Raw genomic sequence first — 9,821 nt, forward strand, 5'->3', positions numbered from 1 at the left:
CGATTTTTATCGAAACGCCACGTATACACGTCTTCTGCAAACATCCAAGCAAACTCGAGATTAAAAGCGACGGCGATATTTCAGACGGCGCTTTTAATCGTACCTCCTGTCATACATCCGCATCCCGCGGATCGATTTTAATCTGTTTCTACAAACAGTAACAACAGTATAATACTATTTATAGAAACATGTCAAGAGCGAGCAAATCCGAATAATGCGGGATTTGCAGCGAGCGCGAAGTTCCCCCGAGTTTTTCGTACGGCTGCAAAATCGTCCATACACATTTCAGCATTTTTGCGTTATACTGATGCAATGCAACGCGCGCTCATCACACTGGAAAATTGCCGCATCGAAAACGCAAAGCGCATATTGATCGCGTCCGTTTCGTGGACTATGCGGACGGGCGAAGTGTGGCTTGTCACGGGATCGAACGGCGGAGGAAAAGCCGCCTTTCTTGCGGCGCTTGCGGGGGAACTCGGTATCCTACCGAATGACGGCGAGACGCGCGGACGATTTTTTTCCGAATTTAATAATTCTGCGGAAATCGTTTCACTTGAACGCGCAGCCGCCCTCATCCAAGAAGAGCGTGAGAACGACGAAAGCGAATACTGCGAGGGCGGAGTCGATATCGGACGGACGGGGCGTACATTTATTGCGGAAGCGCTTACAGACATCGACAAAAAAAAATCCGTGACGCCCGAACTCCTCGATTCGATCGCATCGCATCGAGCGGTAAAATTATGCGGCATCGAAGCGGTGCTGGAGCGCGGGCTGAAATATATGTCAACCGGAGAGATCCGCCGCACGCTGCTCGCCCGTGCCCTCGTTTCAGAAAAAAAGTTGTTAATTTTAAGCGATCCTTTCGCAGGGCTCGATGCGGAAAGCCGTACGATCCTTAAAAACTTTTTCAATGAGATTGCCCTCGAACAGCGCGCCGAACGCGCATCGAACGAAGCGAACCCCTATATCATCCTCGGTGCGGAACGTTATACCGAAATTCCCGATGCCGTAACGCACGTGATCGAATTTAACGAGGGTGCACTTTCATTTTGCGGGACGCGAGGCGATTACGAAAAAATTATCGAAGAACGCAAAACCGAAAACGAAAAAACGAGAAGTGCCGACAAGGCGGTATTTGCCCGACAAATTATTAATTTTCAAAGCGATTTGAAAATGACGGATGACGATTCCGCTTCGCAAGGAAAGACGCAATCGGATCGCCGCGTGCTTATCGAAATGCATCGCGTCAACGTCGGATGGGACGGACGCGCCGTGCTTAGCGATTTGAACTGGACGCTGTACGAAGGCGAACACTGGCTCATCAGAGGTCCGAACGGTTCGGGCAAAACGACTTTTCTCGAATTGATAACCGGCGACAATATGCAAGTGTATTCGAACGACGTGCGCGTATTCGGCTCTCGGCGCGGAAGCGGTGAAACGATGTGGGACATCAAAGCGAAGCTCGGCATCGTATCGTACCGGATGCACGTCGAATACCGCATGCTCGGCGGGACGGCGCTGCGCGACGTCGTCGTTTCGGGATTCCGCGATTCGATCGGCTTATACGGAAAAGCGACCGATATGGAAACGGCGGCGGCTGAGAGATGGCTTTCGCTCGGCGGGTTTTCCGGACGCGGTAACGAAATTTTTTCCGCACTCAGCTACGGCGAACAGCGCGCCGTATTGATTTTACGCGCCGCGGTAAAATGCCCGCTCATCCTCGTGCTCGACGAACCTTGTCACGGTCTCGACGAAAGTCACCGGCGAAGGGTGCTTGACTTGCTTGAAACGATCGCACAGAGCGGTACGACGACGCTGCTTCACGTGACACATGAAAGCGACGAAGCGCTCGCATGCGAAAAACACATACTCGAATTCCATCCGGGCAAAACGCCGATGTATACGATATTGACGATATAAATAACAGGAGTACGCAAGAGATGACAAACCGCCGAAAAAAATTAATAATTTTAATACTGCCGATTTTTTCCGCGCTTCTTTTTGCCGGAGGGAAAAAAGATAAAACGCCGCCGCCCGAAACTCCGCAAGAACGCGCAGAACGAATACTTGCTGAAAACGAAGGCGCCGCATATCTCCGCGAGCCGATAGACGGAGAACACTCTTCTTTCGGTGAAGTGTGGGGTTTTGCGCTGCAGGAGCGGGGTGAAGAAATCGATTTGGACGCTCCGCTCACCGATATTGCGCTCTTTACGGCGACGCTCAACAATTATGCGGAACTCGACGCAGTGCCCCGCCGCTCATCGCTTCCGTCGTTCGCCGGCCGCGTGCATCTTACCTTTGCATGCGACAGCCGTGCGCTCGTTCATTTTGTGTTGGATAAAGATCTCGGTTTTCGAAAGGGATTTGAAACCTCTCTTGCGGAAGCGGCGGCGGACTTCGACGGATTGTGCATCGATATGGAGTATATCCCCGCGCGCGACAGGGAGAATTTTTTAACATTTTTGCGCGATATGAAAAAAGCGATCGGCGGCAAAATATTAAGCGTATGCGTGCCCGCGCGGACGCGCACGATTTCCGACGACATCTTTCCGTATAAGACGATCGGAGAAATCGCCGACCGTGTTATCATCATGGCGTACGACGAGCACTGGAGTACGAGCAGACCGGGGCCGGTCGCATCTTATGCGTGGTGCGCAAACGTCGCAGACTACGCGCTTACGGTAATCCCCAAAGAAAAAATCGTCATGGGGCTTCCGTTTTACGGGCGTACGTGGACGGGAGAGCGGCATGCGGGTGCGTGGTATTTCAGCGGCGTCAACCGCAAAATGCTTGAAAACGGCGTACCGAAAGTCGAGCGCGACGAAGGCGGCGTCGCGAAGATAAACTACACCGCTACGGTAAACGTGACCGGCTATTTCGACGATACCTATTCGCTCGTAAAAAAATGCCGCCTCTACGAAGAAAAGAAAATTAACAATATTTCATTTTGGCGGCTCGGGCAGGAAGACAAAACGTTTTGGCAATGGATAAAGATAAATCCGAATAAATAGTCCCGCACAATTCACAGGCCGGTTGCGATGTCTTCGACTGAAAAATCTCCGTGCGGAATTTCCGCAAACTCGTCATGCCTGACGTAGTAGAGCACGCAGCGCACGTTTTCTTCCGGTACATTACGGAGAGTTGCGACCGCCTTTCGGTAGCACGCTTGCTGACGGTAATACCGCGCGGGATCGATTTCGTGATCGGTTTTATAATCGACGATCGTATACGTGCCGCCGCCGTTATCGAAAACCAAATCGATCGAACCCGTGACGATATAAGAGTCGATACACATTTTAAAGGCGTATTCGGTTTTTATCCACGCGCCTTCTTCCCGCACCTTTAGGGCACGCGCACCGTATTCGGACGCTGCAAAGCGCGCGCAGATTTTTTCACACACTTCACTCATTTTATCTTGCTGCGCTTCGGACAGTTTCCGCATATACTTTTCCAAAGCGAGTTTTATGCCGGCGGAATCAAAGCCGTTCATAGCGTTTTCAAGACAGGCGTGAACGAGCGTGCCGAATTCGTCGAAGCCGAAACGCACGTTTTCGTTTGCAAATTTTTCAAGCAGTTCGTCGATTTCGGGATAGAGATCGCCTCCTGCCGCTTCTCCGAATCCCGCTTCCGTCGTGCGGCCTGCCTCCTCATCATAGAGTTTTTCCAACGAACTCGGCGTAATGCGTTTCGAAAGCACTTCCGGCATTTTAATAAAATCGATTTCGGAAGACGAAAAGACCGCGTCGGCATCCCGTATTTTACGCTTCCGTAGAATATCTATAGATTCGGGTATACGGGAAGACGCGTATATTTCTCGCTTCAATTTTTTTTCGATACGCTCAAGGTCGAAGGGCGCGCCGCTTGTATATTGCACCGCAGCGTCCGAGTCGAGAAAATCGGGATAATAATATGCGATGACAGGATCGAAAACGGACGTATCGCTTACGCGGTGTTTGTGATCTTTGTCGTACGAATACGTTCCGACAAAATAATAATCTTTGATCGCGCGGGTTGCAGCAACGTAGATCAAGCGGCGGAATTCGGCGATGTCTTTCGCAAGGTTTTCATCGCGCTGTTTGATAAAAAAATAATTCCGCTCGCCTTCGGCGGGCTTCAGCGAAACGCCCGCTTCTTCGCTGAAAAAATATTTTTCTTCGCTGTCGTTTTTTACGTTGTCGAAAGCGCCGAGTACGAACACGTGATCGAACTGCAAGCCCTTGCTTTTGTGAACGGTCATTATTTGAACGGCATCTCCTTTTTCGATCGGATAGGATATGTCGCCTATTCCCGTATCGCCGTCTCCGAAAGTGAAACCTTTATCCGCTTCTTTTTGGGATGCGAGCATATCGACAAAATACGCCGCATCTTTTCCGTCCGCGTCCGCCTGCCGCGCCGCTTCGAACAGCAGATCGTATTGCTCGGCAAAGAGACTTACGGCGCGGTTCAGCATCGTTTCATAGCGGTAGCCCATATCGTACCACAGCGTATTGAGCGTTTTCGTGAGCGGCTCGGCGAGCACGCGCTCCTTATGCGTTTTAAAAAAATCCGCTGCGCGGATATAGCGTTCTCGTTCGATCGACCCCTCTGCAAATACCGCAGCAACTTTTTCATCGTCCGAAAACGGAGCGAATACGAAATCTTTATTGCGATAATCCGATGCGTTTGCCAAGATGATTTTCACATCGTTTTCGGTAAGGCCTGCGAAGGGCGAACACAAAAATGCCGCAAAGGCATTCATGTCCGACGGATAGACGCAGAGCCTGAGGAATGCGTATATATCGTTTGCGGGAGCGTCGGCGAAAAGATCGATTTGACGGTCGAGTACGTACGGAATGCGGAACTGTTCGAGCCGGCGCTTCAAATAATTTCTCTTTGTACGCGACCTGTCCAGCACGGCAAACGACGCATAGGGCTCCCCCGCTTCGTGCATTTTAACGATTTTTTCCGCGATATAATACGCAAGCTGTTCCTGCACGTCGGGTACGAGACCCGATTCCTTTTCGAGAGCGTAATCTTTTTGATTGTAAGGCAAAAGCGCAAAGTGAGATCGGATATTTGATTTGTCGAGCGCGATCGGCGCTCCGCGTTCGTGAGTCCTCTTATCGACATAGCGGGCGACGGTATTTTCCGTGTACAGCGCTTCATAAGAGGCGCCCTGCGTTTGCGAAAAGAGAGAGGGTGTGCCGTCTTTGTGCGCGTAATCATCACCTGATTTATAAAAGCCGCCGAATATCTGATTAAAGCTCGTAAGCAGTTCCGGAAATGATCGATAATTGTACACCATGCGGAGTTCCGCTTCGTCTTCGCCGCAGGCAAGGTCGCGTTTCAATTCATTGAACACCGACACGTCGGCTCCGCGGAATTTGTAGATCGACTGTTTTTCATCGCCGACAAAAAATAATGTATCGCCGGCAATATTCGGCACGAGCGCTTTTCGGATCGCAGCCGGATCGTCAGAAGCGACTTCGGTATATTCGTCGAGGCGTTCCGCAAGGAGAAAGAGGAGATCGCGATTTCGGCCGTTGTTGTCCTGAAATTCGTCGATCATGATTTTACTGAATGCGGCTTTTTCCTGATTGCGGATGTCTTTTTGTTCGATCAATATTTTCAGCGCCATATCGCTCACGTCTTTAAACGTCAGCGTGCCCGACGTCCGCTTTTGTCGGTTTACAAGCTCAAGCAGTTCGTCGAAGAGACTGCACATATCTTTGATATACGGAAACTCTTTGACATACACGGCAAGAGATGTGAGCTCGTCGGCGTAACGCACAAGGTTTTCGGTACAGGCTTTTATCGCTTTGAGGGAAGAAGCGGCGTTGCTGGGCTTAAAGGCGGATAAAACCTTAACCCAATTCGCGGCGGGAAAAAGTTTTTCGTACAACGCTTCGCTCGTCTCCACATCGTCGGGTAAAAACACCGTCGAAGCGAAATCGGGAAGAGGCTGCGTTTCGATAAAGGAAAAAAGTTTTACGGCGGCGGCGTTTTTTTGCCACTTGCATGACGCATCGCTTTTCGCTTCGGCGCATAGCGAAAGGACGTTTGAAACGATATCGAAGAGGGAGCCGTCACCCTTATCGCTTACGATTTTTTTCCACGCATCTGAAATTATCGATTTTTGCGTTTCGAGGGAGCGCGTAAACCGGCCGCTTTCGGTTGCGAGCGAAGTATACTCGCCGATAATCTTTGCGACAAGGGAATCCGAAAACTCCTGCACTTTGCCCGCTTCGGCAAAACGGCGGATGCCCGGCCGTGAAAGATTTTTCAGCACGAAGGGCAATGCAAGATTTTTAATATTCCGCTCGCTGTCCGTACTTCCCGTTGTAAAATCCGGACGGATGCCGTAACGGTTCGCAGCCTGACGCACGACGGCGCCGCAGTACGAATCGAGCGTTTGAATGCGGGCATCGGCAAATTCGCTTACAGCCCGCGCGGCATTTTTTCTTTGGCGTTCCGGTACCCGTTCGTTTTTTGAAAAAAATACGAGCGTTTTGTAAATGCGCGCGTACATTTCGGCGGCGGCTTTTTTCGTAAACGTCAGCGTCAAAACAGCCGGCGCTCTGATATCGTCGAATTCCATAACGAGCCATGCAAAGCGCGTTGCAAGCACTTGCGTTTTGCCCGAACCCGCTCCCGCAGCGACGACGGCGTTTTTTACGGAGCAGCACACTTTTTTTTGCTGATCGTCGAGCGGATGTTCCAAAAGGTCAAGGTATGCGTAATCGTTTTTCATCGCAGGCTCCCGAGTTACAGTTTGTGAGATGCGACCGTATATGCCGTGCGGCAGATCGTTTTAAAATCACAAGCCATACAGTCAGAATACACGTCGGGTACGATAAGCGCGTCGTCTCCGTGCCGCACTCCTCGAAGCGGTTCGGGATTTCCGTTTTCGACCCTTTCGTAAAAGAGGGAAGCATAGCGCTCAAATACCGAAAGCGTCGGCTCATAGGATTCGGGCGTTTTTTTTGCGTTTTCATCGTCGATAACGGCGACGCTTTCACCCGCATTTTTTATCGAACAGAAGACCATTTTATCGACTTTAACGGGATCGGCAAGATTCCACAGCGTTACATACATGGCGCATTGGAAATTGTCGAGCGTACCCGTCGTTTCATCCGCGCGGCACGAAGCGATCGACGGAAGAGACGTATTTTTATAGTCGACGATGATGATCCGCCCCGCATCATCGGAAAGTATACAGTCGATTTTTCCGAAATACTTGTAACGTTTTTCGTTTTCCCACGCTTCACACAGCGCTTCCGTCGAAACGACGCGGCAGCCGCCGAAACCTTTTTCTTTTTTACAAAACTCGTGCAGAAAATCGATGATGATCTTTTCGAATTTATGCGATTGCTCTTCAAGCACGCGAAGCGCAATCGGGCTTTGATAAAAATCGAACGACTTGTCGCGGATCGCTTCCCCTGTTTTTTCTTTTATTAATTTTCGTATGTCGTTTTCACGCTCTCCGAAAGTTCCGTCTTCATCCGTGACCGGCAGCGTATCAAAAGTTTTAAAAAGCAGTTCGAGGATTTTATGATTGATGTTTCCCTGATCGTATTTTTCGAACAAGGACGCATCGAGGGAATCTTCGCGGAGTTTAACGACCGATTTGAAAATCCACTTCCGGGGACACGGGAAAAAATCCCGCATATCGCTTTGACTGATCTTTACCGCAAAAGCGTCTTCGCTTGAAGAGCCGTTCGGTGTGCGGCGCTCTTTCAAAACATAGTCGATTGTTTTTTTGACACCGGCGTCTACGGATTGCGGGCGGGGAGCGTTTACGGAAAAATCCGAAGACGCTTTCCAATGTTCATACTGCACCTTTTGCAGGGCGCTTAAAGCGCGGGGAGCATCCGATTCCGATAAAAACCATTTTTTTTCATTGAGGATAAAATCGTTCGCATCGAGTTCGTCGAGCGGCGTATGATTTTTTTCGACGGGAGCGATATCGAAATACGTATGCGGTATCGCAAAGCCTGAGAAAGTCCGTTCGCTGCACGAAAAGATACTCCGCGTCCCGACCGTATTATTAAATTTTCCGTACAGCCTGATAAAGGCGGTAGACGCCGCATCGGAATCGCGTATGCCGAGCGCACGGCGTTTTTGCGTATTGAGAAAACCGAGCGGCTTACGGACGACGGTAAGCGCGTCCTGCGTACAGTTGATGACGATGTTGACAGGATAGGCGGCGCATGCGGCGACTTTATAATCGAAGACGGAAACTCCCGAAAGCGTATCCTGCGGGCGATAGGTTTTGCTTCTCAGCTCGTTGATAAAAAAAGAAAACGGCGAGCGAAGCTTCAAATCAAGCGGCACGATATAATCCTTTTCGATAGCGACAAGCGTTTCAAGCTCTGCAATGCAGCGTCCGAGAACATTATTCGCTTCGACGCTGAACTCGTCATCGGAAAGGAATTCGTTTTTAAACATAAGCCACGCCGTCCGCAAGCCTTCGAAGGTCTTCGCACCCGTAACGGCTTCGATCGATTTTTTTAATCGCTTGTATAATTCAAGCTCACGCTCGCTTCGTCCGGATTTAGCGAGCGATTCGATCCATACGTCTCCGCTGCCGTAATTGCAGATGCAGTGCAGCCGGTTCCCTTCGCGCACAAGGCTTTCGTTGAGCGCTTTGTTTTTCCACGGCACGCGCCCGTCGAGTACGAGGCGGCGCACGCTGTCGTACGAATAATCGGTTTTTCGGCATTCGTCGATATCTTCAAAAATGCTGCCGGCGCTGCCGACCGTAAAGCGCACCCCGCTTCGCACGACAAAGGGAATGCGGTAGTTCGCAAGTTCCCGTTCGATATACGGCCGGTAGGTTTCGAGTTCGGGAACGTGCAGCGCGATATCTTCATACGAAAGCTCTCTGCCGCTTTTTCCGACGATGTCCCGAATGCAGAGCGCCGTTCTTCGAAGCTCCGTCCTCGCATCGGGATAAACGAACACTTCGCCCGCATGCATTTCTTTTTCGGGAAGCACGTAAGAAGTTATGTTTTCGGCAGTAGCAAAGACCGCTTCGTATTCATCGAAATCTTCAAGCTGTTCCGGGAAAAAAATAATAAATTTTTTACGCTCTTCCGTAAAGTCCGGCACGAGCCACGCAGGCTCGAACATCTCATCGCCTAAAAAATCGACATAGCGCCGGTAGAGCGTAAGATAATCTTCGTCTTCATCGTCTGCCGCTTCGGGATGCTCGCTTGCATAGCGGGAAAATTTTTCATACCACGTTTTCAAAAGCGGAAGATTTCCTGCAATCCAATCGGCAAAAGAATCGGCTTCGGCTGCAAACTGCGGATGTACGATGCTCTTAAAAATCGGTTTTCCGCTTCGGACGGCGGCGGCATTTTCTTCGATGAGATTTCGAACGAATACTTTTCGGAGCACGGCAGGCACGGCATGACGGCCGCTCTCTTTTGCGACGGCGTATTTTTCTTTAAAAGTGTCCCACGCGATAAAGCGCTCGAGCGCAACGGCTTTAACACCCGACGCTTGAGGATTTTTTACACACCATTCCGCCCATGAAACGAGGGCGACATCGGTCGGAAAAACAAAGACGACATCTTCCTGTCCGAGATTTTCTTTCAGCACATCCGCGATGCGCGCCGGTTCAAGTTCAATACGTTTCATAATAATATTGCTGTAACCAGTATAGCACATAAAGCGTTTCATAGATACGGCAGGATTCAGGTGCCCTGTCACGCGCTATAAATTACCGTAAGGAGGTACGATAAAAAGCGCCGTCTGAAATATCGCCGTCGCTAAAGTCCGGAGACGAAAAACGCTGAAGCGTTTTTCTATATATGGGAGACACTCGCGATTTCTGC

At 50.3% G+C, this 9,821-nt stretch carries 4 protein-coding genes; 2 read left to right on the forward strand and 2 right to left on the reverse strand.

Annotated features, from left to right (window positions below):
* Positions 1 to 312: 312 nt before the first annotated feature.
* Positions 313 to 1,920 carry an ATP-binding cassette domain-containing protein gene (locus tag HMPREF0860_RS07165; RefSeq protein WP_021330654.1) on the forward strand — a complete coding sequence of 536 codons (1,608 nt, stop codon included), beginning with the start codon at positions 313 to 315 and terminating at the stop codon, positions 1,918 to 1,920.
* Positions 1,921 to 1,940: 20 nt separating this feature from the next.
* Entirely contained in the window at positions 1,941 to 3,011 is a 1,071-nt protein-coding gene (locus HMPREF0860_RS07170; protein ID WP_021330632.1) for a glycosyl hydrolase family 18 protein, read from the forward strand.
* An 11-nt stretch (positions 3,012 to 3,022) separates the two neighbouring features.
* On the opposite strand, the gene HMPREF0860_RS07175 is transcribed toward HMPREF0860_RS07170, so the two are convergent.
* Both HMPREF0860_RS07175 and HMPREF0860_RS07180 read right to left on the reverse strand, forming a co-directional pair.
* The gene (locus HMPREF0860_RS07175; protein ID WP_021330770.1) at positions 3,023 to 6,730 is read right to left on the reverse strand and encodes a UvrD-helicase domain-containing protein; all 3,708 of its coding nucleotides are present in this window, start codon (positions 6,728 to 6,730) and stop codon (positions 3,023 to 3,025) included.
* Between the two features lie 14 nt (positions 6,731 to 6,744).
* Positions 6,745 to 9,624 carry a PD-(D/E)XK nuclease family protein gene (locus HMPREF0860_RS07180; RefSeq protein WP_162147002.1) on the reverse strand — a complete coding sequence of 960 codons (2,880 nt, stop codon included), beginning with the start codon at positions 9,622 to 9,624 and terminating at the stop codon, positions 6,745 to 6,747.
* Between the last annotated feature and the right edge of the window lie 197 nt (positions 9,625 to 9,821).

The organism is Treponema socranskii subsp. socranskii VPI DR56BR1116 = ATCC 35536, assembly GCF_000468115.1.
In the GTDB taxonomy this organism is placed as follows: domain Bacteria; phylum Spirochaetota; class Spirochaetia; order Treponematales; family Treponemataceae; genus Treponema_D; species Treponema_D socranskii.